The organism is Actinoplanes sp. HUAS TT8 (genome assembly GCF_051380535.1).
Taxonomy (GTDB): Bacteria; Actinomycetota; Actinomycetes; order Mycobacteriales; family Micromonosporaceae; genus Actinoplanes.
Map to the genome: position 1 here is coordinate 7,078,121 of NZ_CP195646.1, position 24,732 is coordinate 7,102,852.

Sequence of the window (24,732 nt, forward strand, 5' to 3'; positions counted from 1 at the left end):
ATGCTCAGTGAACTGATCGCCGGCCTGCGGCCCGGCGACGACACCCCGGCCTTGCTGGGACGCCGCCGGATCACCCGGGGAGACCTTGCTCAACTGCTTCAGCGGTACGGCGGAGCCCTGCACGCCCGCGGCCTGCGCCCCGGCGACACCCTCGGCGTGGCCGTGCGCCCGGGTCCACGCGCCCTGGCGATGCTGCTCGCCGCGTACCGGATGGGCCTGCGCGTCGCCGTCCTCGACCCGGCGGCCGGCCCGGACGTCCTGCTGGCCCGTCTCGCCCTGGCCCGGCCGTCCCTGATCGTCGCCGACGCGGCCGCGCAGGCGGTCGCGAGCTGGGCGGCGCCGCTCGCCCGCCGGGCCGGCCTCGCCCTGCCCGACCTGTCCCGCCTGGCCCCGACCGTGACCGTCGGCCGCCGCCTGCCCGGTTCGGCCCCCGCGCTACGCGCCGGCGGCCCACCCCCGCCGGCCTTCGACGGGGACGGCGACGCCGTGATCATCTTCACCTCGGGTACGACCGCGAGCCCGCGCGCCGTGGTGCACACCCGCGCCGGCCTGGGCACCGGGATGCGGGCCGTCGCCGACCTGGTCCGCCCCGAGGCCGGGGTGCCGATCCTCGGTGGCATGTTCTTCGTGCTGGTCCCGTCCCTGGCCTCCGGTGCTCCGGTGGCCGTGCCGGCCCGGCGCCCGGCCGCCCTGGCCCGGCAGATCGCGTCACTGCGACCGCAGGCCACCTACCTGACACCACCCCAGCTGCGGGCCGCGCTGGACGCCGGCGTCCCGTTCCGCGGCCGGGTCTACAGCGGTTCCGCACCCGTGTCGTCCTCGCTGCTCGGTCGGGTCCGGGCGGCCGGGGCCGACGAGGCCTGGTGCGTCTACGCGCTGACCGAGGTCTTCCCGGCCGCCGCGATCGAGGCCACCGCCAAGGCGGCCCACGACGGGGACGGGGATCCGGTGGGTGAGCTGCTGCCCGGCGTGCGCGCCCGGCTGACCCCGGCCGGGGAACTGCAACTGGCCGGGGCCGGGGTCTGCGACCGCTACCTCGGGGCCGAGCCGCACGAGTGGGTCTCCACCGGCGACATCGCCCGGGTCGGCGGACGGAACGTCGTGCTGGCCGGGCGGGCCAAGGACATGATCCTCAGGCGCGCCGAGAACATCTATCCCGGCCTCTACGAGCCGTCGCTGCACGTCCCCGGCGTCTCCCTCGCGGTCCTGGTCGGCGTACCGGCCGGGGACGGCGACGAGGACGTGGTGGCGATCGTCGAGACCACCCCCGGAACCGACCGCGCGCAGGTCGAGGCCGCCCTGCGGGAACCGTTGCGGCGGATGGGGGCGGCCCGGCCGGACCGTGTGCTCTTCGCGCCGGTGCCGCTCGCCGGGCGCTCCCGCAAACCCGACCGGATTGCTGCCGCGGCCCTGGCCACGTCGGCGGTACGGCCGTGAGGACGCTCGCGGTGATCGTGCCCGCCTACAACGAGGGACGGTCGATCGGCGTGACCCTGGCCGCCCTGGCCGCGCAGACCGACACCGACTTCACCCTGGTCGTCGTCGACAACGGCTCGACCGACGACACCGTCGCCGTGGTGCGCGCATGCGACGCGCCGTTCCCGGTCGAGATCGTCCGGGAGGACGAGCGCGGCGCCGGGACCGCCGCCGACACCGGGTTCCGGCACGCCATCGCGCACGGCGCCGTGCACCTGGCCCGCACCGACGCCGACTGCCGGCCGGCCCCGGACTGGGTCGCCACCGCCCGGCGCCACCTGGACTCCGGCGCCGAGCTGGTCTGCGGGCGCAGCGTGCCCCGGGCCGACGAACGGCCGTCGTTCGCCGAGCGGCACGTCTTCCCGGGCGTGGTGCGGGTGGCGGCGCTGTACGGGCGCTTCCGGAAGGACCATCGGCGGGCTGAATTCCGTACCCCCTATGTCTTGATCCATGGTCACAACCTGGCCATCACCGCCCAGCTGTACCGGCGCTGCGGCGGCACCGCACGGGAACGTCTCGAGGACGGTTCGGAGGACGTCACGCTGCTCAACCGGGCGCGCCGGCACACCGATCGGATCGTCCGGGCCGAGGACCTGGTGGTGGAGAACAGCCTGCGCCGGCTGCGGGCGTGGGGCGCGCGCCGGACCCTGCTCTGGTACTGGGACCGGCGCTGGCGCCCGCCCACGTCCGGCGAGGTGCACGTCCGATGAGCCGGGCCCGGCGGCGCGACCGCCGCGTCTACCTGCTCAGCCATCCGGTGCTGTTCGCCCTGCTGGCGGCTACCCGGCGCCGGCCCGCTGCGAGGATCGGCGGGACGGTTCTCGCGCATTCCCGGGAGGCGTTCCGGGACGGGCTGACCCGGGTGCCGCTGGACCGCACGGCGGCCGGGACCACCGGCGGGGCGGCCGGCGAGCTGACCGGCGGCGAGCTTCTGTTCAATCAGGACGGTGACCGGCATCGGGGATCCCGGCGGGGACTCGGCGAGGCCCTGAGCGCGGACGGGGTGGAACGGCTCCGGCCGGTCTGGGCGGCCGTCCTCGAACGCCGGCTCGCGCCCCTGGCCGCCGGCCGGCGGATCGACCTCGTCGACGTGACCGCCGAGATGGCCGGGGCGACCGCGGCCGCGCTGCTCGGGATCGACGTCGACCCGCTGGTCCTGGCCGGGGCCGCCCGTGACGCGGCCGCGGCCGGGGCCCGCGAGCACCTGCCGGGGATCCCGTGGCCGGGGGCGCGGCGGGCCGCCCGATCCGCGACCACCCGCCTGACCGGCCTGCTGAACCCGGCCGGCAACGACGATGCCGCGCTGGCGGCGATGCTCGCGGTGGCCGCGATCAACACGACCGTCGCCGCCCTGCCCCGGGCCGCGGCCTGGTGCGCCGACGACGACCTGTGGTCCTACGCGGAGACCGCCCCGGACGCGTTGACCTCGGAGATGCTGCGGGTCACCGCGCCGACCCCGCTGCTCCCCCGGGTCGCCGCCGGAGCCGGAACGGTCGGTGCCTGCCCGGTCCGCCCCGGCGACCGGCTGATCCTGGTCACCCGGCACGCCGTCGACGCCCACCGCACCGACCCGTGCCCGGCCGAACCCGCACCCGCGCACGTCGCCCACCTGGTCTTCGGCGCCGGATCGCACGCCTGCCCGGGCGCTCGCCTGGCCCGGCTCCAGCTCACCGACGCGCTGCGCGCTCTCGCCGTCCACCGTCCCCGGGTCGTCGCCGCCCGGGTCGATCGTCGCAGCGCCCTGCCCGGCTGGTCCCGCCTGATCCTGGCCCCCACCCGATGAGGGGCCTGCGGGTCGCGGTCACCGGCGCGAGCGGCTTCTGCGGCTCCGTCGTGGCCCGCGCCGCGGCCCGGGCCGGCGCCGACGTGATCACTCTCGGACGCCGACCCGGCCCGGTCGGCGAGCACCGGTACTGGGACGCCACCACGGCCGCCCCCGACCTCACCGGCGCCGACGTCGTGCTGCACCTGGCCGCGGCGGTCGGCGACCCGCCACCCGGACGGGCCACCACCTTCCACGCGGTCAATGTGGACGGAACCGCCCGCCTGCTCGCCGCGACCGGGCGACGGCCACTCGTCTGGGTCAGCAGCGCCAGCGTCTACACCGCCGGCGCCGGACCGATTCGCGAGGACCATCCGGTGGGCGGGCTCACCGCGTACGGGAAAACCAAAGCCGCCGGGGAAAGACTCGCCCGGGACGCGGGAGCCGTGATCCTCCGGCCCCGCGCGGTCTACGGCGCGGGCGATCCGCACCTGCTCCCCCGCCTGCGCCGGGCCGTGCGCGGCGGACGCGTCCTGATGCCCGGCCCGGACATCCCGCTCAGCCTGACCGCCGTCGAGAACCTGGCCGACGCGTGCCTGGCCGCGTCCGGCTGGCCGCCGGGCGCCTACAACATCGCGGACGCCGAGCCCTACCGGCGTGACACGGTCGTCGCCGCGGCCTGCGGTGTTCCGGTCCGGCACGTCCCGCTTCCCCTGGCCCGGGTGGCCGCCGCCGTGGCCACCGAGATCTCGCGGCTCACGCGTCGCCCGCCGGCCCTTTCCCGGTACGGCCTGGAGCAACTCACCGTTCCGGTCGTCCTGGACATCACGCGGGCCCGGGGTCAGGGCTGGATGCCGCGCCGCACGTTCGCGGACTACCTCGCCGACAATCCGCCCTCGGCTCCCTGACAGCGTCGCCCGGTCGCGTCGCAGCCGGTCGGGTATCCATCGCGGCCCGTCGGGCATCCTAGGAGGATAGGACCATTCCCCTGGCCTGGCGCTCATTCGGGAACGGTCGGTTTCGGAAATCTCCGGGGTTTTCCAAGGCTTGGGACGCCCCGTGGAAACACGCTGTTCCCATATTGACAGCAACGATCACACCCGGATGATGTTCACCGGCCCATTCATCCGAGGGAGTTTCATGATTCCGACGAGCGCCGCGCACGTAGCGCCGGCCGCCCGCCGCCGGGGCCGCCCGCCGGACCCGCACGCCCGATCCCGCATCCTCGCCGCCGCCGAGGGCCTGCTCGACGAGGCCGGATACCTGAACGTCACGATCGACGAGGTGGCCGGCCGCGCCGGCGTCTCCAAGAAGACGGTCTACCGTTTCTGGCCGCACAAACCCGCCCTGATCTGCGACCTGATCGTGGAACGTTCCGCGGTCCTGCCGGTGCCCGACACCGGCGACACCCGCGACGAACTGGCCACATTGTTCAGCCTGATCATCGAGTACCTGACGGCCGGCCCCGGCAGCACGATGACCCTGCTCGTCGCCGCCACCAGCGACGACCCGGACATGCTGGCCAAACTGCGCGAGCAGGTGGTCGCGCCGCGCCGGGACATCGCCCGCAACGTGCTGCAACGCGGCATCGGCCGCGGCGACCTGCCGGCCGATGTGGACATCGACGCGGTCCTCGACCTGTGGCACGGCCTGGTCGCGTACCGGATGACCGGCCGCCCCGCGGCCCTGCCCCGCCACACCGTCGAGCAGCTGGTCGATCTCGCGATGAGCGGCCACGTCCCCCGCCTCCCCCACACCTGATCAAAACCCGCGCCGCCTCGGCTGTCCTCCGGGCCGCGGCGCGGGTCACTCTTCGCCGCGATTTCCAAGACGATGGCGACGTACGGACATGGAGCCGCCCCGAAACATGGCGTCGCCGATCGGAAACGGCCCGATAACGGCAAGGTTGCATTCTCGGCGAACGTCCGCGTGGCGTACGCCAGAAATCGCCCCGGCAAATCGGTTTCTTCTACCCTGAATCGGTCCGCGAAACCGGACAGAAGCCACCTCGCACCGCCACCAAGCGATGGCGCAGGGTAACCCGCATCACGCTGTCAACGTCGTTGACAGGGGGCGTCAACGATGTTGACACTACGTCGGTAATCGTCGCTGTCCGAAAGCGTTCAGTCATGCCCAGTCCATCCGGACGGCTCGCCCGCCCACCCGCGTGGAACGCGACCGTGCCCCGCCAGCTCCTGTGGTTCATGCTGGTCGGCGCGCTCAGTACGGTCCTGCAGACGATCGTCTACGTCTCCGTGCGCGAGATCCTCGCCGCGACCTGGGCGAGCTGGCTGGCCCTGCTCGTGGTCACCCCCGCGAACACCGAGGCCCACCGCCGCATCACGTTCAACGTGACCACCACCGCGATCGGGCGCCTGCACTGGGAAGCCGGCCTCACGTCGGTCGTCGTGTACCTGGCCAACCTGGCCGCGGCCCCGTGGTTCGCCGGGATCGCCGGACCGCACCCGTCGTCCCTGACCGAGTCGTTGATGCTGGCCCTGACCGGCAGCCTGGTCGGCGGCGTCCGCTACGTCATCCTCCGCGGCTGGGTCTTCGCCGCCCGCCGCCACACTCCGGCCGCGGCCTCCGCTCCGGTCTCCACGCCGGCTTCCACTCCGGCCTCTTCCCCGGCCGACTCACCGCACGCCGATTCGCCGCACGCCGACTCGTTGCAGGCCGACTCGTTGCAGGCCGGCTCTTCCCTGGCCGATTCACGGTCGGCCACCGTGGCTCCCGCCGGCGACACCAGGCCGGCCCGCCGCAATGCGCTGCGGGGTCGTGCACTGCGCTTCCGCCCGAACGCCGCCCCGGCCCAGGCCGCGACTCCGGTCGCCGCAGTCACCAACACTCCCGGCCCCGCGGCCACCGCCGTGGCCCAGCCCGACGCTTCCGGTGCGGCTTCTCGTGAGGTGCCTGTCCTGACCGGCACTTTCCCCGCCTACCCGTCGACCGGCAACATCACGGCGGCGCTGGCCTGCCTGGGCACGTTCGCCCCGATCCCGACCGACCGCCTGTGCCTCAGCCAGCCCAACACCGGCGTGCTGAACCAGCGCCCGCCCGGCCGCCTCCGCACCTGGCACCGCAACCGCCGCCAGCACCTCACCGCCCGCAGCTGACCCCAGCACCTCGCCGCCCTCAGCCGGCCCCCAGCACGGCGCCTCGGCAACCGGACTCCAGCACCGTGCCCCGCAACCGGGCTCGGTCTCCGCACTGCCCGCAACCGGGCCCAGCTCCGCACTGCCCGCAAGCCGGCCTCCCAGCACCTCGCCGCACCGCCGAACCGCGAGGCCGAGGCGCCGGCTTCGACCGTCGGCCGTGTCGGAGTCAGTGATCGGAGGCCGGGTCGGGGTCAGCGGCCGGATGCCGGGTCAGTGGTCGGAGGGCGGATCGGCGCAGGTCAGGAGGCGCTGGATGGCGTCGCCGTACAGCGTGACGATGGCGTCGCGTTCGGCGCAGACCAGCACCGGATCGCCGACCAGCCAATACGCGTTGATCAGCCCGGCAAATTGAGCCGCGGCCAGCCGGGCCCGCAACTCCGGATACGCCCCACCGATACGTTCGGCGAGCGGGCTGACGAAGACGTCGTGCATGGAAGCGCGCAACCGCTCCTTGATCTCCGGCCGGTCCGACGCGCTGAGCATCGCCCGATACACCCCGGCGACCGGGCTCCCCGCGCCCTCCAACACATACCGCACCAGTTCCCGGCCGATCGATTCGAGCGGCCCGGCCAGGATCGCCGTCAGATCCCCGGACACGGAAACGGTCGCGAGGAACAGCCCTTCCTTCGACCCGAAGTGCCGGATCACCAGCGCCGGATCACACCCCGCGGCGGCGGCGATGGCCCGCACCGTGGTCGCACCGTAACCATCCCGGACGAACAGCTCCCCGGCCGCTTGGCGGATCGCGTCCCGAGGCGGGAGGTTTTGCGGTGGCACCCGATCATCTTATGGCGGATTCTCAACCCGCCCACCGGCCCCACCGGCAGTCTCCCGGGGGTCTTCCGGCCATTCCCGGAGATTCCGCCCCGACCGAGTCCACCACCGGCGGCGCCGGCTGCCTCCGCCCCGAACAGGTCCAGGATGCCGGAGCCGCCCTCCTCGAAGGCGCCTCAAGATCGGCCGCCCGGCGCCACCGACACAACCCACCCACCCCACTGGGGGAGCGCCCAGACACCATTGTCCCGCGAAAGCCGAAGATCACGTGGCCGCCCTGTGGACAACCCCTCGGTGTGGATAACCCGAAACGAAGTACCGGCGGCCGGTCACCGAAGCGAATCCCCACGTCAGTGGGGCGGTGACCGACCGCCGGAGTACGTCGCCGGGCGGGTCTTGCGGGCCGACCCCCATCGGTCCGCGTGACCCGCCCGGCTCAACGAGCAACTTCCTCGGTAGACGCGGACCCAACCATGCTCACGGCCGGAAGGCAACTACCTGCCCGCGTTTCGGATCCCGCCGCCGGTTCCGGAACCGTTCACGCCGCCACGACGGGCCAAAATCGGACGTGGCAGGCCAGGTGGAGCATCGCGCCGGCGCCCGGCGTGGACGAGACCCGGCCCCGGGCGCCCGAGCAGGCCGAGCAGCCCGAGCAGGCCGAGCAGCCCGAGCAGGCCGAGCAGGCCGAGCAGGCCGAGCAGGCCGAGCAGGCCGAGCAGCCCGAGCAGGCCGAGCAGCCCGAGCAGGCCGAGCAGCCCGAGCAGGCCGAGCAGCCCGAGCAGGCCGAGCAGCCTGGGCGCCCGAGCAGGCCGGGCGCCCGACGGCCGAGCGGTCAGCGACCGGCCGCGTGCGCACCCGTCCGGCGGCGACGGGTCAGGAAGAGCGCGCCCAGCCCGCCCACCACCAGCGCCAGCCCGGCCGCCCCGACGGCGGCGACGTTGGAGCCGGTCAGGGCCAGGGCGCCGGATCCGGGTGCCCCGGTGTCCGGGTTGCCCGCGGCGACCGCCGGGGACGACGTGGCCGGGGTGGACGGGCGCTTGGAGGTGGCTCCGGGGACCGGCTGGTCGACCGGCTGGTCGGTGCCGGGCGAGTCGTCGGCCGGTGCCTCGTCGCGGGGGACCACGGCTCCGACCCGGCACGGCGCGGTGGCCGACACCGACAGGTATCCCAGGGCGACGTCGAGCAGGTGGGCCGACCCGAGCGTGACCTCCACGCGGAGGGACGCCGCTTCCGCCCGTACGCCGGTCTCGGTGATCTTCCGGGTCGGCTCGCCCAGCGAGAGCCGGACCGCGAGCAGGGACGCCGGACGATCGGCGGCGAGTTTGCCGAGCAGGCTCAGCGAGACGCTGGAGTGGGAACTGTCCAAACCGGTCACCGGCTGGCCGGCGTGGGTGATCGACAGGACGGCCGGTTTGTAGTGAACCGCGGAGTTCTTCCGGTCACCGGAGGCGATCGCCTCCAGCGTCGGCTGGTTGATCACCTTGGCCGTGATCTCCTGCGGTGTTCCGCCGAACAGGGTCAGGTCGCTGAGGGAAACTCCGGCCCCGGAGCGTACGGCGATCCGCCCGCCCCCGACTTTGACCAGGTCGGTGGCGCTCTGGGTCGATCCGGTGGGCCCGACCTTGAGCAGGCTGGTCCGGCTGGAGACGTGTGTGAGGTCGTTGACCGCCTGGATGGCCGGGCTGGTGCCGGCGCCGCCGAGGATGCTCAGCCCTTCGATCATGGTGGCCGCGCGGGTCAGCGGGCCGACCTTGCCGCAGTGGTACTTATCGGTCCAGGTCGCTTCGGCGGTGGCCCGGCCGAGTTGGGCCGTGGCCAGGCCGCCGGCGTTCAGGGCGGCCAGGGCGACGTCGGCCGGGCCGTCCGGGCCGCCGGGGGCGACGTGGTTGGCGGTCGCGTTCTCCAGGGGCAGCCCGGGGAGTTTCATGCCGAGCAGTTTGGCGTCGGCGTAGCTCGCGGTGGCGACCGATCGGCCGCTGCGGGTGCTCGCCAGGACGTCGCTGTGGGCGGGGGCGAGCCGGACGTCGGCCAGGGCGGGCAGGCCGGGGGCGAGCGGGCCCGGGTCCAGGACGGTGATCTTGGCGAGGTCGGCCTGGGATGTGGCGGTGAATTGCCCGATCGTGCAGGCTGTTCCACCGGCCGACGCCGGGGCCGCCGGGACGGTCAGCGCCAGGGCGGCGACTGCCGCGGCGGCGGCGGGCGCGGCGCCGCGGGGGCGGCGCGGCTGGGGGACAGGGCGACGGGCGATCGACATGAAGCATCCTTCCGGACATAGGAGGAAGTGTCCGACGTTTCATCGGACGAGCCCCAAATCCGGCTACGGCGGGCGCGGCAGTCACTCACCATCCGCGCACACCGTCAAATGCGCCTATCTCCCGTTTTAGTCCGAATTTTCCGAGCGGCGAGCCGTGTCGCGCGCCGCTTCCCGCTCCTCGGACCGGTCCTCCCCGTGCAGGAGCGACCCCTCCTCCGGCGTCCCCCCGATCGCATCCACGGCCAGATGCGGGAACTTCAGGTCGAACGCCGGCCGCTCCGACCTGATCCGCGGCATCCGGTCGAAGTTGCGCAGCGGCGGCGGGCACGAGGTGGCCCATTCCAGCGAGTTCCCGTACCCCCACGGGTCGTCCACGGTCACCGCCTCCCCCGCCCGGTACGACTTCCACACGTTGTAGAGGAACGGCAGTGTCGCCGCCCCGAGGATGAACGACCCGATCGTCGAGATGGTGTTCAACGTGGTGAACCCGTCACCGGGCAGGTAGTCCGCGTACCGCCGGGCCATCCCTTCGGCGCCCAGCCAGTGCTGCACGAGGAAGGTGGTGTGGAACCCGATGAACGTCAGCCAGAAGTGGACCTTGCCGAGCCGGTCGTCGAGCATCCGCCCGAACATTTTCGGGAACCAGAAGTAGATGCCGGAGAAGACCGCGAACACGATCGTCCCGAACAGGACGTAGTGGAAGTGCGCCACCACGAAGTACGAGTCGTGCACGTGGAAGTCGACCGGCGGTGACGCCAGCAGCACCCCGGTCAGGCCGCCGAACAGGAAGGTCACCAGGAACCCGATCGCGAACAGCATCGGCGTCTGGAACGTCAGCTGCCCCCGCCACATGGTGCCGATCCAGACGAAGAACTTCATTCCGGTCGGCACCGCGATCAGGTAGCTGAGCAGGCTGAAGAACGGCAGCAGGACCTGACCGGTGGCGAACATGTGGTGCGCCCACACGCTCATCGACAGCCCGGAGATCAGCAGGGTGGCCGCGACCAGCGGTTTGTACCCGAACACGGGCTTGCGGCTGAACACCGGGATGACCTCGGTGATGATCCCGAAGAACGGGAGGGCGACCACGTACACCTCGGGGTGGCCGAAGAACCAGAACAGGTGCTGCCACAGCATGGGGCCGCCGGTGTCCACGTTGAACACCTGGGCGCCGAGGATCCGGTCGGCGGCCAGGGCGAACAGCGTGGCGGCCAGGAACGGGAACACCAGGGCCACGAGCAGGCTGGTGAGCAGGATGTTCCACGTCATGATGGGCATCCGGAACATGGTCATCCCGGGCGCGCGCAGGCACAGGATCGTGGTGATCATGTTGACCGCGCCGAGGATCGTGCCGAGCCCGGAGATGGCCAGGCCGACCACCCACATGTTGCCGCCGGTGCCGGGCGAGTGGATCCCGTCGCTGAGCGGCACGTACGCGGTCCAGCCGAAGTCGGCCGCGCCGCCGGGCAGCGCGAACCCGGCCACCGCGATGGTCCCGCCGAACAGGTAGAGCCAGTAGGCGAACGCGTTGAGCCGCGGGAACGCCACGTCGGGCGCGCCGATCTGCAGCGGCACGATGTAGTTGGCGAAGGCGAACAGGATGGGCGTCGCGAACAGCAGCAGCATGATCGTGCCGTGCATGGTGAACAGCTGGTTGTACTGCTCGGGCGACAGGATCTGCATGCCCGGCCGGGCCAGCTCGGCCCGCATGAGCAGCGCCATCAGGCCGCCGACCAGGAAGAAGCCGAACGCCGTGACCATGTACAGGATGCCGATCTGCTTGGCATCGGTCGTGCGGATCGTGCGAGCCAGCCACGACCCGCGCACCTGCCGGCGAACCGGCCAGGGGCGGGTCTGCACCGGCCGCGGCGCGACGGTGGTCATCTCGGGCCTCCTGCGGTGATGCGCTCGATCCGTTCGTACTCCCCCGGTCCGGCCTTGCCAACCGCGTCACACGCATCGTTCTCGGTCAACCCCTGGTCGATGCGCCATCCGCACATCCAGGCACAAAACCCCCAAGATCAAGACCGGTTTCCCGTACGGCGTGAGCACCGCCCCGCCGCTCAGGGCAGGCGGCGGCGCATCAGGCCGATGACCAGGACGAGCTGCAGGACGGCCAGGGCCACGGCGGCGAAGCCGAGCAGCGGCCGGCCCGAGACGAAGGCGAAGATCGCCCCGCCGATCCAGAAGACCAGGAAGATCATTCGTGCCCAGGCCGGTCCCCACGACCGGTTCCGCGTCTCCGCCGCCATGGGACTCCCCTTCTGTGTGTCCGGAGTGGAATCGTCACGTGCCCGAAGAGGCACCGTACTGCTGGAGGTAGGCGCGGGCGCGCTCGGCGAGCGAGCCGTACACCAGGACGGCCGCGGCCACGATGAGCCCGGCCGGCAGGTTCGGGATCCCGACCAGGGTGAGCAGTGAGTCCGGCAGCCGGATGATCAGCACGACGGTCATGGCCGAGGTCAGGAACGCGGCCAGGCCGGGCACCATGATCGAGGCCAGCCCCTCGGACCGGGCCCGGGCCGCGGCCAGCACCACGTCACGCTCCTCCGGCGCCGCCTCCCGCCGCTCGGCGATCACGGCCTGCCACCGGCGGAGGTCCGGATCGGACACGCCGCGCAGCGGTGGCCGGCTCCAGCCCTCCGGCACCCCGGCCGGCACGAAATAACGGGCCCGGGCCACCAGCGCCCGGAAGAGCACGGCGACGAGGCCGACCTCGGCCAGTTCGTACAGGACCGGCGCGTAGATGTTCCCGACGTCGTCGGCCCGGCGCATCAGCAGGGCTGCCCCGGCCGCGACGGCGAGCAGCACCACGGTCAGCCCGATCGGCGCGACCGGCGCGTACCGGGGCAGCGGGCGATGCGTGCCCGGAGCCGGTGGACCTTGCAAGTCAGCCATGGCGCCCCCTGCCGTGAGCCGGTGGCGGGCCCGGCCGAAGCCGAACCCGCCACCGGCGCCGTCACTATCCGAAGATGCTGGTACCCAGATCCACGATGTCGAAGATGTTTTTGTAGTCGGCGATCTGGTCGGCCTGCTCCTGATAGCCGGCCGCCTGCAGTGCGGCCATGGTGGCGACCACGAGGCAGGCGACCACCTCCTCGGCCGCGCTGACCGCCACGTTGCCCCCGGTGATCAGGCCGATCGCCAGGGCGCTCAGGTAGGCGTCGGCCAGCCCCGCGCCGCAGCCCGCGAGGGCGGCCAGCGCGATGTCCTGGAAGTCCAGCCCGGACGGATCCGAGTGGTTGACCGGGTTGCATCCGGCGTAGGCGTACGAGAGGTCCCGGCCGCTCGGGTCCCGCTGGGTGAAACGACCGAGGCCGGCGTCGTAGTACCGCGCGCCGAACTTGGTCAGGCCGGTGGGGCCGTCGTAGAAGCCGCTGACGTACCGCCACGGGTTGGCTACCTGCTGCGACGCCGACAGCGGCACGCCGTACGGGTCGTAGGTGTAGGAGTTGACCTTGGTCGCGCTCGTGTCGACCAGGGCGACCACCGACCCCTGCCCGTCGACCAGGTAGTAGTAGCGGGCCCCGTTCGCCCGCAGGCTGATCAGGTTGCCGCCGTTGTCACGGGTGTAGAAGCTGGACGTTCCCGGCGACGGCTCCACGTCGTCCGGTCCGACGGCACCGGTGATCGTGCCGGCCGGCTGCAGCGACGTCGCCGAGGCCACCCCCAGTGCCGAGGTCGCGTAGGTGACGCTGCCGGCCCGGCGCCGTTCGGTCTGCTCGGCGCCGCCGTAGGTGAGCGGCTGGTGCACGGACTTGCCGGGCGCGGTGATCGCGGTCGTCTGGTTGTTGACCGTGTTGTAGGTCAGGTTCCAGCCCGACGACGACCCGGTCAGGTTGCCGTTCGCGTCGTACGTGTAGCTCGTCGACCCGCCCGTGGTCAGCTCGTGCGCGTCGTTGTAGCCGTACGCCGTGGTGGTGCCGTTCTCGGTCTTGGTCGTCCGGTTGTAGTTCGCGTCGTAACCGTAGGAGCGCGACCAGCCCGGCCCGGTGGCCGTGGCCAGCCGGTTGAGCTTGTCGTAGCCGTAGGTCGTGGTCCCGGTCAGGTCGGTCACCGACTGGCGCAGGGCGGTGTCGGCGCCCGACTTGGCGTAGACGTAGCTGAACGAGGTCAGCTTCGCGGCGGTGGCGTCGTTGGTCGCGGTGATCGACGTCTGCCGACCGGCCTTGTCGTACTTCATCTCGACGGTCACCCGCGGCGAGGTCGGCAGGTACATGTAGCGCCGCCGGTTGTTCTCGTCGTAGGTGAAGGTGACCGGCCCGGACGCGCCCGGCTCCTGCATCGAGGTGAGCAGGTTGACCTGGTTGTAGGCGTAGGTGACCGCACCACCGGCGTCGGTGAACCGGGTCAGGTTGCCGTTGCGGTCGTACTCGTATCCGATCGCCGTGGCGCCCGGCGCCTGCTTGCCCGTCGGCCGGCCGAACCGGTCGTAGGTGAGCAGCGTGATCCCGCTCGGGTCGGTGAGCCGGACCAGGTTGCCGTCCCGGTCGTAGTCGTAGTCGACGACCTTGCCGTCCTGGAACGTGACGGTGTCGACCCGGTCCAGCTGGTCGTAGGTGTACCTGGTCTTCTGGCCCTTGCCGTCGGTCTGCTCGCCGACCCGGGACAGCGCGTCCGGGACCACGACGATGTCACCGAGCGGCGCCGGGTTGTCCACCTTGACGAGGTTGCCCTTGGCGTCGTACGTGTAGTTGGTGCGCACGTCCGTGGCGTCCTCGCGCCACTTCACCGTGCCATCGGCGTTGTACTCGGACTCCTCGATCTCCTGCCCCGGGTACTGCGAGCTCTCCGACCCGGTCTTGTTCCCGGCCGCGTCGTAGGAGTAGGTCATCGTGTTGCCCTGGGCGTCCTTGGAGCCGGTGGGCGAGTTCGGGTGCGTGGTGTTGTTGTAGGTGAGGCTCGACGTGGCCCCGGTGGCGATGCCGACCGAGCTGAGGTTCCCGCTGTTCGGGTCCCAGCCCACGGTCGCGGTGTTGGTCAGCGCGTCGGTGAGCGTCTCGACGTTGTCGTTGGCGTTGTACTTCTTGCCCTGCTTGTGGCCGAGCGCGTCCTTCACCTCGGTGACCCGGTCACGGGTCTCGTAGGTGTGCGTGGTGATCCCGTCGGTCGTGTCGCCGGTGCTGTTGCCGTTCGGGTCGGTGATCTCGGTCTTGCCGGCCGAGTAGGTGAACGTCCAGCGGGCGGTGTCCGGGCTCCCACCCGGGTTGGTCTGCTCGAAGTAGTCGATCATCCGGGACGTGTCCGGCTCGTAGCCGAGGTTGGTGACCCGGCCCTCGGGCGTGGTGATCTTCGTGAGCCGGTCGTCGGTGTAGTCGAAGCGGGTGACGCCGTTGGCCGCGTCGGTCACGGTCTGCAGGTTCTGCGAACCGTCGTAGGTGTAGCTGACCCTGCGGTTGGCCGGGTCGGTCACGGACGCGAGCCGGCCGGCGGCATACGCGAGAGTCGTGACCCGGTCCTGGCTGTCGGTGATCGTGGTGACGTTGCCGCTGCCGTCGTACCCAAAGGTGATCTTGTTCTTGTTCTTGTCGACGCTGCGCAGCAGGCGTCCGGTGGAGTCGGCGAAGTAGAAGCTCGCCTCGCTCTTGTCGAACTTGAGGCGGAACTCGCCGTCGGTGGTGCTGCGGGTCAGTTTCGCGTCCAGGCTGGACGGGGTGCTCCAGGTGTTGCTCGCCGAGTTGATGAACTTGGCGGTGAACCCGGTCGGCGCGGAGTAGGTGATGTCGGCGGTGGCGTGGTCGGTCTTGGAGAACGCCAGCCGCACGTCCTGCGCGGTGCCGAGCACCCAGCCCTTGCCGAGCGTCGACGTGGCCGTGGAGCGGGAGTTGTAGTAGCGGTCCAGGGTCAGGTCCAGCCCGGTGCCGTGGATCTGCAGGTCGGTGTTCTGCAGCAGCAGGTTGCCGTTGGCGACGTTGACCCGCAGCTTCAGCCGGTCGGTCAGGTTCTGGTCCTGGAAGGAGAAGCGACGCTGCTCACCGGTGGGCGAGCCGTCCGAGGTGGTCATGAACCGCCACGCCGACCAGGGACCGGCCAGGCTGCCGTCGTGGGCGCGGGCCCGCCACTTGTACGTGGTGTTGGCGTCCAGCTTGCCGCTCGGCACGGTCCAGACCGACTCGCTGCCGTTCGACACGGTCGAGCCGGAGCCGGAGGTCTTGAGGGTGGCGCCGGTGCGGTCGTAGACCTCGAAGTCGACCCGGCCGGTGCCGCCGTCCGGGTCGCTGAACACGCCCTTCATCTCCGGAGTACGAGTGCCGGTCTCGGTGGCGTCGCCCGGCTGCAGCTTGGTGACGTCCAGCGCGTCCGGGTAGCTGTTGTAGGTGACCACCGCGTACGGCTGCTGGCCCTGCTGGTCCGAGCTGGACGGCTGGCTGGAGCGGAACTGCTTGAAGCCGATGCTGTTGGTCGAGGTCTCGTCGGTGGCCTTCAGTCCCATGAACGCCGTGGACTTGTTCGCCGTGACCGCGTGCTGCAGGAAGGTCAGGCCGTTGACCGAGACCCAGCCGTCCTGGCAGGAGGAGCTGAATCCCTTGGTCGCGGTGCTGGTCACCTCCTTGGTGCGCCAGGCCGGCTGCGTGGCCCAGCGGGTCGCCGACGTCGCCGCGTCCGTGGTCCACACCTCCCACTGCGCGGCCGTGCACGACTGGGAGTACCAGTTGTAGAAGTTGAAGGTCGCGGCCGTGACCTGGCGGCCCAGCAGGGCGGAGGTGTTCCAGCCGATGAACGACCGGGCGATGGTGCCCGAGGTCAGGCCGAGCTGCAGGTCGTTGGCCCCGGACCGGTCGACCGTGTCACCCTCCTTCACGTAGGTGTCGAAGGAGACGCCCAGGGGGTTGATCTGCGGGTCGACGGTCACCGGGTACACCGTCGCCGGGTCGGTGAAGAAGTCCTTGGCCGGGCTCAGCGTCAGGTCGGTGCCACCGGCCGGGCGGGCCTTCTGCTTCACCGGGACCTTGGCGACGCGCTTCGGGGCGCCGGTGGCCGGGTCGATCGTGGCGTCCCACATCTCCGGGGTCGGCGACGTGCCCACCGTCTTGCCCTTGGCGTCGGTGAACACCAGCCCGCCGTCGCCGTCGGACTTGCTGGTCAGACCGGGAGCGAGCACCGGGAGCTGCAGGGACGCCACACCGGCGGCGGCCGCCGCGTTCTTGACGACGAAGAACTGCTCGACGCCGGTCTGCGAGGCCTCGACGACCAGGTCGACGCCGGGCCGCACCTCCGGGTAGGTGGCGCGGTTGCCGTCGAGGACCGGCTCGGCCAGCGCGCCGGTCCAGCCGATACCGACCCGCTCGCCGCCCACCTCCACGCTCAGCAGCTCGTGCTCGCCGGCGCCGGCTTTACCCGACAACCGCAGGTGACCCGGGTGGGCCACCGGCGCGATCTGACCATTCGCCTCCGCCCGCATGGTCAGATCGATGGGCGTCCAGTCGCCGGTCGCGCCCCGCATCCGCACCGGACCGGCGTAGATCTTCGCCGTCCAGGTACCGTCCGGGTTCGCGACGACGTCCTGGGTCTCCGACCGGGCGCCGGCGTTTTCCACCGGCCTACCGCAGGCCCGGGCCGCGGCCATGGCCGCCGTCTCGTCCGGCTGCGCGATCGAGCAGTCGAGAGCGGCCGGCGGTGCCGCCGGGGACCCGGGGACCGCCGGAGCAGCCGCGGCCGGCCGGGAGACGGTCGGGACCGTGGCCGCGACCACCACCAGCGCGACCGCGGCGGCGGTCAGAGCGGGTCGTCTTTGTGGCGATCGGAAAAGGGCATGACTCATCGCCGGACCTCCTAAGTCCTGGATAAGCATTGATGATCGCCAGTATTTAAACGGCTTCCACTGTGGAATTCAACGAATACTTTCCGTGGCCGAGCCATGCCCACAAATCGGCCTAAAAGCTGACTGATCCACGAGCCCGCGGCCGGGTTGATCACCCAAGGTGGTGATCTGAGTCACTCACGATCGTCGATGCCGATTGCCGTTCCGGCTGTTGTTGCATTCCTCACTTGGCCAGCGAGGATCTGTACGGCCTGGTATTCGAGGATGAAATCAGGACACGTTTGCCATCGCATTCGATGGGCACAGTAAACAAACCGGGCAGATCCACCGAACGGTGACCCATCCGGGAAAAGTCAAGAAATCGCCCAGACCGGCGGGTCGGTGGGGTGCAGGTGGGGATCGTCGACGGCGTAGGTGCGGACCGGGCCGCGCGGGGTCAGCGGACCCTCGAAACGAATCGTCACCCGGCCGAGGCCGCTGCCCTGCACCCAGCCCGCGCCGAGCTCGTCGTGGCGCACGTCCTGCCCCGGCCGCCACACCACCGGTCCGGCGTCGGTGGCCGGCTCGGGCTCGGTCATGTCCAGCGCCGCCGTGGCGAGGACAGGCGGCTCCGGCCCGTCCAGGCCGGGCTCGGTGGGCAGCGCGACGGCGAGCGGCACGCCCGCAGCGACGGCCGGCGGCACAGCGGCGGCATCGGCGGGCGACCCGACCCCGGTAGCGGCGGGCGACGTGGCCCCGGCGGCGGGCGTGGTGGCCACGGCGGCGGCGATGGCGGGCTCGTCCGGGAGGTCGGCGGCGGCCGTGAACAGGTCGTGGATCGGGTCGGTTTCGGTGAACAGGTCGTCCTGGGCGAAGTCGGTCAGGGTGGAGACGCCGACGCCGAGCAGGCGGATGCCGCCCGACGTGTCGACCTCGGTCAGCAGGCGGCGGGCCAGCTGGGCGACCAGGCGGCCGTCGTCGGTCGGGTGGTCGCGGGTGAACGCCCTGGTCACCGTCGTGAAGTCGCCGTGCCGGACCTTGATGTTGACGGTGCGGCCGGCCAGGCCGCCGGAGCGCAGGCGGCCGGCGACCCGGGCCGACAGCAGATCCAGCTCGCGTTTGAGCCGGACCGGGTCGGTGACGTCGATGTCGAACGTCTCCTCGGCCGAGACCGACTTGGCCTCGCGCTCGCTGACGATCGCGCGGTCGTCCTGCGCGCGGGCCAGGCGGAACAGGCCCGTGCCGTGGGCCTGGCCGAACCAGTCGACGAGCAGATCCAGCTCGACCGCGGCCAGGTCGCCGACCGTGCGCACGCCGGAGCGGTGCAGGCGCTGCTCGGTGGCCGGGCCGACGCCGCCGAGCTTGCTCACCGGCAGCGGGTGCAGGAAGGCCAGCTCCTGGCCGGGGGCGACCACGGTCAGGCCGTCCGGCTTGTTCAGGTCCGAGCCGATCTTGGCGAGCAGTTTGGACGAGGCGGCGCCGATCGAGCCGGTGACGCCGCCGGTGACGACCGCGATCCGGGCCTTCAGGTCGGTGGCCAGGGCGGTGACGCCGGGGAGGCTGAGGTCGGTGTCGGTGGCGGCGAGATCCACGTATGCCTCGTCGATGCTGACCTGCTCGACCAGCGGGGACACCTCGGCCAGCAGCTGCATGACGACCTGGCTGGTGCGCTTGTAGGCGGCGAAGCGGGGAGACAGGTAGGCCGTGGACCAGGGCGCGAGCCGGCGGGCCTGGGCCATCGGCATGGCCGAGCGCACCCCGAAGGCTCGGGCCTCGTACGACGCCGTGGAGACCACGCCGCGGCCGGCGACCCCGCCGACGACGACCGGTTTGCCGCGCAGGGAGGGCTTGTCACGCTGCTCGACCGCGGCGAACATCGCATCGAGGTCGACATGCAGAATGCTCGGATCCCCCCTCACGACCCGCAGCCTACGCAGCGGGTACGACATTTCGAGGAGCCCCGCGATGCCGGACGACGGACTGGCCCGACAGTCGACGATCTACCGCGCCGGCACGCTGGGGCGCCGCCCGGTGGTGCCGACCGATTTCGCCGAGCTGGAACGCCGCGCGAGGAAGGTCAGCAGCGCCGAGGCCTGGGCGTACGTGGCCGGCGGGGCGGGCGAGGGCCGGACCATGCGCCGCAACCGGGCGGCGTTCGACCGGTGGGCGATCGTGCCGCGGATGGCGGCCGGCGCGGTCGACCGGGATCTGTCGATCGAGCTGTTCGGGACCCGCCTGCCCAGCCCGTTGCTGCTGGCCCCGGTCGGCGCGGGCGCGCTGATGGGCCGGGACAGTGACGTCGCGATCGCCACCGGGGCGGCCGCGACCGGGACGCCGTACATCTTCTCGAATCAGGGGTGCAACCCGATGGAGGAGTCGGCGGCGGCGATGGGCGACACCCCGCGCTGGTTCCAGCTCTACTGGAGCAAGGACGAACGGCTGGTCGACAGCCTGATCGCGCGGGCCGAGCGGATCGGCGCCCGGGCGCTGGTCGTGACCCTGGACACCACCGTGCTGGGCTGGCGGCCGCAGGACCTGAACCTGGGGTCGCTGCCGTTCGCCAAGGGGCTGGGGATCGCCCAGTACACGTCCGATCCGGTGTTCCGGGCGATCGCCGCCGAGCGGGCCGAGCAGCCGCGGGAGCGGCCGAAGGTGACGCTCGGCGCGATCCGGGCGCTGATCGCGATGGCGCGCAACCACCCCGGCTCGTTCTGGGCCAACCTGCGCTCGCCGGAGCCCCTGGCCAGCGTGGAGACGTTCCTCGACATCTACTCCAACCCGGGCCTGAACTGGGATCACCTGGCGACGTTGAGACGGCGGACCGGTCTTCCGGTCGTACTCAAGGGGATCTTGTCGGTCGAGGACGCCCGGCGCGCCTTCGACATCGGGGTCGACGCGATCGTCGTCTCCAATCACGGCGGGCGGCAGGTCGACAACGCGGTGGCGTCCCTGGATGCCCTGACCGCGATCCGGGCCGAGGTCGGGCCGGAGCGGACGCTGCTGTTCGACAGCGGCATCCGCACCGGCGCCGACGTGTTCACCGCTCTGGCCCTGGGCGCCGACGCCGTGCTGCTGGGCCGTCCGCACCTGTACGGCTTCGCGCTGGCCGGCGCGCACGGCGTCGCCGAGGTGATCCGCAACGTGGTCGCCGAGCTGGACCTGACCATGGCCCTGACCGGTGCCCGCTCGATCGCCGGCATCACCCGGGAGTCGGTCACCCAGGTCCCGGGCTAGCCGATCGGATTCCAGCCGTCGGTGCCGGCCAGGTACTTCTGCGGGGTGTAGCTCGCCGCCTGCGCGGCGGTGAGCTGCGGCCGGTTGCTGTTGGTGGTCGCGCCCGCGCCGGTGTTCGCGTACTCCTTGAAGCGCGCGTTCGGCCAGGCATTTCCCGACATGTTGATCCAGGGCTGGGCGGCCGCGACGGTCGCGCTCAGGCTGGTCTCGCGGAAGACGACCTGGCCGGCCGGCCGCCACGGGCGTCCGAGCTGGGTGGTCGCGTTCGTCTTGCCGGTGACCGTGGACTTGTAGAACAGGAAGCCGTACGTCTGGGTGGCCGGCGTGCTGGCCGCGGTGATCGGTCCGCCGGTGGTCCGCTTCTCGTAGATCTTGCAGGCGTTGAAGACCGCGGTCCCGCCGCCGAAGATGAAGTCGACCGTGCCCTCGATGTAGGCGCCCGCGAAGTACGCCCGCGCGCCGTCGTTGACCAGCAGGGTGTCCTGGTCGCCGAGCAGCTTGACCGAGTTGAACTGGGCCCGCCGGCCGTCGACCCGCAGCGCGACCGCCTGGGTGCCGCTGGTCAGGCCGGTCTCGTCGAAGTCGTTGGCGACGGTCAGGTTCCGGGCCAGGAAGTCGTCGCCGTAGACGTACATCGTCGGGGTGGAGAACGTGCCGTAGGTCGCGGCACCCCGGTTGTTGACGATCACGACGTCATCGGCCGAGGTTCCACCGCCGACCAGCGTGATGTGCGACTTGGCGGCCGGGACGGTGACGATCTCGCGGTAGGTCCCGGGCTTGATCGTGATCGTGCCGCTGCTCACGGCGTTGATCGCGGCCTGCACGGTCGTGTACTTCCCGGTGCCGTCGGCGGCGACCGTGTACGTGGTCGTGGTGGCCGCGTCGGAGGGGAGCACGGCGTAGGCGATCGCGGCCGCGGGGACGGCCGCGAGCAGGGTCGCCAGGGCGACCTTGCGGGATGTTCTCGACAAAACGCTGTCCTTTCGGGGAGCAGCCGCCCCTGGGGGAGGGCGACGTTCCGTAGATGCGGGCACGCTCCCACCGACAACAAAAATCTTGGAAAGAATTTTTGACGGCCCTCGGAAAGCCGTGCCACGATCAGCGCCCTCACACCTTCGAGCGGGAAGAGCGGGCGGTGGCGGAGACTTCGGCGACGGTCGTACGGGACACCACGCGCCTGGTCGGCGACGCGCAGGCCGGTGATCTCGGTGCCCTGGACCGGCTCGTCACCGGGCACCTGCCGCTGGTCTACAACGTGGTCGGGCGGGCCCTGGACGGGCACCCGGACGTCGACGACATCGTCCAGGAGACGATGCTGAAGGCGATCCGCAGCCTCGGCACGCTGCGCCAGCCTGACCGATTCCGGTCATGGTTGATCGCGATCGCCTACCGCCAGATCCAGATGCATCTGCGGTCGCGCAAGATGACGCTGCTGCGCCGCCACCCGGAGCCGGTCGACGTGCCCGACCCGGCCGGCGACTTCGCCGAGCGGACCACCGCCGAGCTGGTCGTCACCGAGCAGCGCCGCGAGCTGGCCGAGGCCGGCCGCTGGCTCGAGGACACCGACCGGGAGCTGCTCGCGCTCTGGTGGCAGGAGGCGTCCGGCCGGATCGACCGGGCCGAGCTGGCCGCCACGCTGGGCGTCGCCCCCAAGCACGCCGCGGTCCGCGTGCAGCGGATGAAGGCGCAGGTCGACCTGGCCCGCGGGGTGGTCCGGGCGCTGCGGGCCCGGCCGCTCTGCCCGGAGCTGTCGCACCTGGTCCGGTTCTGGGACGGCACCACCGACTCGGTCTGGCGCAAGCGGCTGGCCCGGCACGTGCGGGACTGCGCGAGCTGCCGGGTCCGGCAAGGTGGCCTGGTCCCGCCCGAGCAGCTGCTGCTCGGCATGGTCGCGCTGCCGGTGCCGATCGCGCTGACCGCGGCGCTGCAGGCGGCGATCCACGGCGGGTCGGCCGCGCCGGCGATGGTGACCGCGGCCAAGGGGACCGCGCTGATGGCCGCGCTGCAGAACAAGGTGCTGGTGGCGGCGACGGCGACCGCGGTGGTGGGCGGCGGTTTCGCGTACGCCGTCCACCACTCCCCCGCCGATCCGGACGCGCCCCTGTCGGTCGCGCCGCCCGCGGTCACCGTGACCGCGACCACGGCGTCCGCTCCCCGGCCCAGCGCCGCGCCGACGTCGGCTGCCCCGTCCGCAAAAGTAGCGACAAAAGCCGATATCTACGTCGCGCCCGACGGCAGCGACGACGGTGACGGCAGCGCCGCGCATCCCCTCGCCACCGTCGCCAAGGCGGTGGCGACGGTCCGGCCCGGCCAGACGATCGCGCTGCGCGGTGGCACGTACCGGACCACGAGTCCGATTACGATCACGACCAGCGGCACCGCCGCGAAGCGGATCACGATGCTCGCCTACAGCGGCGAGAAGCCCGTGCTCGACATGTCCGGCATCCCGGCCGGCAAGTGGGCGATCACCCAGCGGGCCGACAACTGGACGGTCCAGGGGCTGGAGATCACGGGCGCGCCCGACCAGGCGTACGTCTGCGGTGGTTGTGAAAATGACGTCTTCAAGAACCTGGCCATTCACGGCAGCGGCAGTGCCGGTCTGATGCTGCGCGACGCCGGGACCGTCGGCAACCAGGTGCTGGACAGCGATTTCCACGACAACCAGGGTTCCGGCCTGGCCGTGCAGTTCGGCGACGGCGACGGCAACCAGCTGCGTGGCAACCGGGCCTTCGGCAACCGCGGTGACGGCATCAACCTGGGCGACTTCGCGAACGCGGTGACCGTGCAGTACAACTGGTCGTTCCGCAACGGCGCGAACGGTTTCGCGGTCGGCGGCGGCACCCCGTCGGCGGCGGCCGCGCACACCGTCCGGCACAACGCGGCCTGGAACAACGGCGGGCACGGCTTCGTCGACGAGGGCAACCCGGCGCCGCTCACGCTCGGCAACAACACCGCCTACCGCAACACCGGTCTCGGCTTCGCCGTCACGACCGCGCCGGCCACCCTCCGCTACGACGTCGCGGTCGGCAACACCCAGGGTGAGCAGGGTCTTTCGGCCACGGCGAAACAGACCCACAACAGCTGGCAGGGCGAGGCGGCCACGTTCCGGTCGGCCGATCCCAAGGTCGCCGAGGGTTCCCGGACGGCCGGTGGCGCGCTGCCGAGCACCACGTTCCTGGCCACCACGAACGGCGCGGGCGCGTCGATGACCGGCGGCGATTAATCGGCTGCTCGCGATGGCCCGGGCGCGGCACACTGGCCGCCATGCACTCCGCGATCACGGTGACCCCGGCCCAGCTGCCCGACCTGCTCCTGCACGTCGCGGTGGTCCGGCCCGTGTTCGTGTGGGGCGCCCCCGGCATCGGCAAGAGTGCCCTGGTCCGGAACTTCGCCGCGTCGCTCGGGCTGGAGTGCGTGACCCTGGTCGGCACCCAGCTGGCCGCCGAGGACCTGATCGGGGTCCCCGAGCTGCGCGACGGTCGCAGCCGGTTCGCGCCGCCCGAGTCGATCGCCCGCGACGAGCCGTACTGCCTGTTCCTGGACGAGCTGAACGCGTCCGCGCCGGAGGTGCAGAAGGCGTTCTACTCGCTGATCCTGGACCGCCGGATCGGGGCGTACGAGTTGCCGGCCGGCTCGATCGTGATCGGCGCGGGCAACCGGGCCAGTGACCACGCACTCGCCCGCCCGATGGCGTCGGCCCTGGTCAACCGCATGATCCACGTGCACCTGCGGGCGGACTGGACGGACTGGGCGAACTGGGCCGGGACCGCCGGCATCCACCCGTGGGTGCTCGGTTACCTGACCGAGCGCCCCGATCACCTGTGGTCGGCGCCGCCCAAGACCGAGGAGACGTTCTCGACGCCGCGCAGCTGGCACATGCTCTCCGACGCGCTGCACTCGTACGGCGACGGGCTCGGCGAGGAACTGGTGACGATGCTGGCCGCGGGCACGCTCGGGCCGCAGCACGCGACCGCGTTCGCCGGCTACGTCAAGATCGTCCGGCATCGGTACGGGCTGGACGCGATCGTCCGCGGCGACGCCGGCTGGCCGTCCGCCCCGGCCGACCGGGACCTGCTCTACTTCCTGGCCGAGGCGTTCCGCGCGCGGCTGGTCAAGGACCTGCCGGCGTCCAAGGACCACGTCCCGGCCGGCCTGCGCCAGTTCGCCCACCGGGCCAAGGCGATGCTGGTCGAGCTGGCCGAGCTGTCGCTGGAGTGCGGGCGCCTGGTCATCGCCCCGGACCCGTCCGGCCGGCCGGTGCTGCCGGCCTGGTTCCTGGTCGAGATCAGCCGCGACCTGCCGCGCCTGGTCGCGGCGCGGACCTGACGGCGGC

17 protein-coding genes are annotated in these 24,732 nt (G+C 71.9%); 9 read left to right on the forward strand and 8 right to left on the reverse strand.

Going from position 1 to position 24,732, the window contains the following annotated elements; genetic code table 11:
• The 6 genes from ACSHV8_RS31260 to ACSHV8_RS31285 all read left to right on the forward strand — a co-directional run bounded on the left by ACSHV8_RS31260 (position 1) and on the right by ACSHV8_RS31285 (position 6,354).
• Positions 1-1,437 (forward strand): class I adenylate-forming enzyme family protein, encoded by a 1,437-nt coding sequence (locus tag ACSHV8_RS31260; protein ID WP_436521540.1) that lies wholly within the window; start codon positions 1-3, stop codon positions 1,435-1,437.
• Positions 1,434-2,186: a glycosyltransferase family 2 protein gene (locus ACSHV8_RS31265; protein WP_436521542.1), complete on the forward strand. Its 753-nt coding sequence runs from the start codon at positions 1,434-1,436 to the stop codon at positions 2,184-2,186. Before ACSHV8_RS31260 ends, ACSHV8_RS31265 begins: the two co-directional genes overlap by 4 nt.
• Positions 2,183-3,259, forward strand: coding sequence for a cytochrome P450 (locus ACSHV8_RS31270; protein ID WP_436521544.1), 1,077 nt, complete (start codon positions 2,183-2,185; stop codon positions 3,257-3,259). Before ACSHV8_RS31265 ends, ACSHV8_RS31270 begins: the two co-directional genes overlap by 4 nt.
• Positions 3,256-4,146, forward strand: a complete 891-nt coding sequence (locus ACSHV8_RS31275; RefSeq protein WP_436521546.1) for an NAD-dependent epimerase/dehydratase family protein — start codon at positions 3,256-3,258, stop codon at positions 4,144-4,146. The genes ACSHV8_RS31270 and ACSHV8_RS31275 overlap by 4 nt, the downstream gene beginning before the upstream one ends.
• A gap of 232 nt (positions 4,147-4,378) precedes the next feature.
• Positions 4,379-4,999 (forward strand): TetR/AcrR family transcriptional regulator, encoded by a 621-nt coding sequence (locus ACSHV8_RS31280; protein ID WP_436521548.1) that lies wholly within the window; start codon positions 4,379-4,381, stop codon positions 4,997-4,999.
• Between the two features lie 368 nt (positions 5,000-5,367).
• Entirely contained in the window at positions 5,368-6,354 is a 987-nt protein-coding gene (locus tag ACSHV8_RS31285) for a GtrA family protein (protein ID WP_436521550.1), read from the forward strand.
• A gap of 252 nt (positions 6,355-6,606) precedes the next feature.
• Here the strand turns inward: ACSHV8_RS31285 and ACSHV8_RS31290 are convergent, their stop codons facing one another.
• From ACSHV8_RS31290 to ACSHV8_RS31320, 7 genes are all read right to left on the reverse strand, one after another.
• A complete protein-coding gene (locus tag ACSHV8_RS31290; protein WP_436521552.1) occupies positions 6,607-7,173 on the reverse strand; it encodes a TetR family transcriptional regulator in 567 nt (188 codons plus the stop codon).
• Between the two features lie 829 nt (positions 7,174-8,002).
• Positions 8,003-9,424 (reverse strand): hypothetical protein, encoded by a 1,422-nt coding sequence (locus ACSHV8_RS31295; RefSeq protein ID WP_436521554.1) that lies wholly within the window; start codon positions 9,422-9,424, stop codon positions 8,003-8,005.
• Positions 9,425-9,550: 126 nt separating this feature from the next.
• On the reverse strand, positions 9,551-11,308 hold the full coding sequence (ctaD, locus tag ACSHV8_RS31300; RefSeq protein ID WP_436521556.1) for an aa3-type cytochrome oxidase subunit I: 1,758 nt from the start codon (positions 11,306-11,308) through the stop codon (positions 9,551-9,553).
• A gap of 179 nt (positions 11,309-11,487) precedes the next feature.
• Complete coding sequence (locus ACSHV8_RS31305; protein ID WP_436521558.1) at positions 11,488-11,676, reverse strand: hypothetical protein; 189 nt, start codon at positions 11,674-11,676, stop codon at positions 11,488-11,490.
• A gap of 34 nt (positions 11,677-11,710) precedes the next feature.
• Positions 11,711-12,322 (reverse strand): hypothetical protein, encoded by a 612-nt coding sequence (locus ACSHV8_RS31310; RefSeq protein WP_436521560.1) that lies wholly within the window; start codon positions 12,320-12,322, stop codon positions 11,711-11,713.
• A gap of 64 nt (positions 12,323-12,386) precedes the next feature.
• Entirely contained in the window at positions 12,387-17,186 is a 4,800-nt protein-coding gene (locus ACSHV8_RS31315; protein ID WP_436521562.1) for an RHS repeat-associated core domain-containing protein, read from the reverse strand.
• A 353-nt stretch (positions 17,187-17,539) separates the two neighbouring features.
• Complete coding sequence (locus ACSHV8_RS31320) at positions 17,540-19,084, reverse strand: DNA polymerase IV (protein ID WP_436521564.1); 1,545 nt, start codon at positions 19,082-19,084, stop codon at positions 17,540-17,542.
• Positions 19,085-19,130: 46 nt separating this feature from the next.
• Between ACSHV8_RS31320 and ACSHV8_RS31325 the strand changes: the two genes are divergently transcribed.
• A complete protein-coding gene (locus tag ACSHV8_RS31325; protein WP_436521566.1) occupies positions 19,131-20,399 on the forward strand; it encodes an alpha-hydroxy-acid oxidizing protein in 1,269 nt (422 codons plus the stop codon).
• On the opposite strand, the gene ACSHV8_RS31330 is transcribed toward ACSHV8_RS31325, so the two are convergent.
• Positions 20,396-21,370 carry a pectinesterase family protein gene (locus tag ACSHV8_RS31330; protein ID WP_436521568.1) on the reverse strand — a complete coding sequence of 325 codons (975 nt, stop codon included), beginning with the start codon at positions 21,368-21,370 and terminating at the stop codon, positions 20,396-20,398. The genes ACSHV8_RS31325 and ACSHV8_RS31330 overlap by 4 nt on opposite strands.
• Positions 21,371-21,534: 164 nt before the next feature.
• On the opposite strand from ACSHV8_RS31330, the gene ACSHV8_RS31335 reads away from it, so the two are divergent.
• A complete protein-coding gene (locus ACSHV8_RS31335) occupies positions 21,535-23,622 on the forward strand; it encodes a sigma-70 family RNA polymerase sigma factor (RefSeq protein WP_436521570.1) in 2,088 nt (695 codons plus the stop codon).
• A gap of 59 nt (positions 23,623-23,681) precedes the next feature.
• Positions 23,682-24,725: an AAA family ATPase gene (locus ACSHV8_RS31340; protein WP_436536964.1), complete on the forward strand. Its 1,044-nt coding sequence runs from the start codon at positions 23,682-23,684 to the stop codon at positions 24,723-24,725.
• Positions 24,726-24,732 lie beyond the last annotated feature (7 nt).

Coding starts and splice junctions, on each gene's coding strand:
- ACSHV8_RS31280 (WP_436521548.1), top strand. CDS start 4,379: ATGATTCCGACGAGCGCCGCGCACGTAGCGCCGGCCGCCCGCCGCCGG.
- ACSHV8_RS31310 (WP_436521560.1), bottom strand. CDS start 12,322: ATGGCTGACTTGCAAGGTCCACCGGCTCCGGGCACGCATCGCCCGCTG.
- ACSHV8_RS31305 (WP_436521558.1), bottom strand. CDS start 11,676: ATGGCGGCGGAGACGCGGAACCGGTCGTGGGGACCGGCCTGGGCACGA.
- ACSHV8_RS31270 (WP_436521544.1), top strand. CDS start 2,183: ATGAGCCGGGCCCGGCGGCGCGACCGCCGCGTCTACCTGCTCAGCCAT.
- ACSHV8_RS31260 (WP_436521540.1), top strand. CDS start 1: ATGCTCAGTGAACTGATCGCCGGCCTGCGGCCCGGCGACGACACCCCG.
- ACSHV8_RS31295 (WP_436521554.1), bottom strand. CDS start 9,424: ATGTCGATCGCCCGTCGCCCTGTCCCCCAGCCGCGCCGCCCCCGCGGC.
- ACSHV8_RS31275 (WP_436521546.1), top strand. CDS start 3,256: ATGAGGGGCCTGCGGGTCGCGGTCACCGGCGCGAGCGGCTTCTGCGGC.
- ACSHV8_RS31285 (WP_436521550.1), top strand. CDS start 5,368: ATGCCCAGTCCATCCGGACGGCTCGCCCGCCCACCCGCGTGGAACGCG.
- ctaD (WP_436521556.1), bottom strand. CDS start 11,308: ATGACCACCGTCGCGCCGCGGCCGGTGCAGACCCGCCCCTGGCCGGTT.
- ACSHV8_RS31325 (WP_436521566.1), top strand. CDS start 19,131: ATGCCGGACGACGGACTGGCCCGACAGTCGACGATCTACCGCGCCGGC.
- ACSHV8_RS31315 (WP_436521562.1), bottom strand. CDS start 17,186: ATGAGTCATGCCCTTTTCCGATCGCCACAAAGACGACCCGCTCTGACC.